We start from the raw sequence: 1,135 nt of genomic DNA, 5'->3' as shown, positions 1-1,135 counted from the left end.
TTTTAAAACTCAAAATTTTCCACAGGTTGTTTCGTCTGCGGAACAGGCACAATCTTGTGTGCGTTGTGAATATGTGCGACATGAACCGTGTTCAGGTTGGAAGAAAATCTTACGGAGCAATAACCGTTGTTGATTTTTCGCCTGCTGACACGAAGCTTATTATCGGAAATTACTGCTCGATTGCCGGCGGAACAACTTTTCTTTTGGGTGGCGAGCACAATCTTGACACAATCTCGACTTATCCGTTTAAGGTGCGGCTTTTTGGAGAAGAGCGCGAAGCCGGAAGCAAGGGAAACATTGTTATAAAAGACGATGTCTGGATTGGTCAGAATGCGATAATCTGCTCTGGCGTTACTGTTGGTCAGGGGGCTGTTGTTGCGGCCGGAGCTGTGGTCACAAAAGATGTCGAGCCTTATGCAATAGTCGGCGGAAATCCTGCAAAGTTCATAAAGTACAGACTGGACGAAAGCCTTCGTAAAAAACTTGAAAAAACCGACGTTGCCGCCTTGTTCGACAAATTCACGAAAGAAGACATGCCGGTTGTTTATGAAAAGTTGGATGAAGAAATGCTGAATGAATTTTTGAAGAGGTAAGGTGGAGAATTTTTATGGGAAGAGTAATTGATGAAAAAAAAGAATTCGACAATGTTTTCAAATATTATGAAAAGGCGATAGAAGGACGCAATTTTCACTATCAGAATTACAACACTTGGGCAAATTATTATTCAATTTTTACCGGAGCGTTATTTATTGCTTTTTATACTCTGGAAAAAGAATGCAAGGAGTTTTTGTTTCTAAAAATATTGATAATGCTTGTGGGACTTGTAACCTCAATATGCTGGAATCTGACAGTAAAAGGGCATTATCATTGGATGCTTTCCTGGATAAGTGTAGTTCAAGACTATGAAAAAAAACTTGCCAAAGTCTTAAAGAAAAATAAGAAACAAAAATTATATGTTTATTCTGTTTATCTCAATAAAGGTGAGAATTTCTTAAATAAAAATATTTCAAGTCAGAAATTAACATCAAAATTCACTTTTTTTATAAGTCTTGCATGGGCTTTGCTTCTTGTAATAAACCTTTTTTCTTTGTTTGAAAAAACTTTATGCATAAGGACTTGAAGAAAAAGAAATTAC

The 1,135-nt window shown here is 36.9% G+C and carries 2 protein-coding genes; both read left to right on the top strand.

What is annotated here, in order from left to right; translation table 11 throughout:
* On the top strand, positions 1–593 hold a 593-nt coding region (locus tag ACT6XC_RS09315), incomplete at its 5' end, for a CatB-related O-acetyltransferase (RefSeq protein ID WP_443741609.1).
* A 14-nt stretch (positions 594–607) separates the two neighbouring features.
* On the top strand, positions 608–1,120 hold the full coding sequence (locus ACT6XC_RS09310; protein WP_443741608.1) for a RipA family octameric membrane protein: 513 nt from the start codon (positions 608–610) through the stop codon (positions 1,118–1,120).
* Positions 1,121–1,135 lie beyond the last annotated feature (15 nt).

The sequence above is a fragment of the Treponema berlinense genome, assembly GCF_052273165.1.
GTDB classification, from domain to species: domain Bacteria; phylum Spirochaetota; class Spirochaetia; order Treponematales; family Treponemataceae; genus Treponema_D; species Treponema_D berlinense_A.
The sequence above is the reverse complement of the archived record's forward strand: the minus strand, read 5'-3'. Positions and strand labels throughout refer to the sequence as shown.

Bases quoted from the DNA above. Each gene is read 5' to 3' on its own strand.
- ACT6XC_RS09310 (WP_443741608.1), top strand. From the start codon at position 608: ATGGGAAGAGTAATTGATGAAAAAAAAGAATTCGACAATGTTTTCAAA.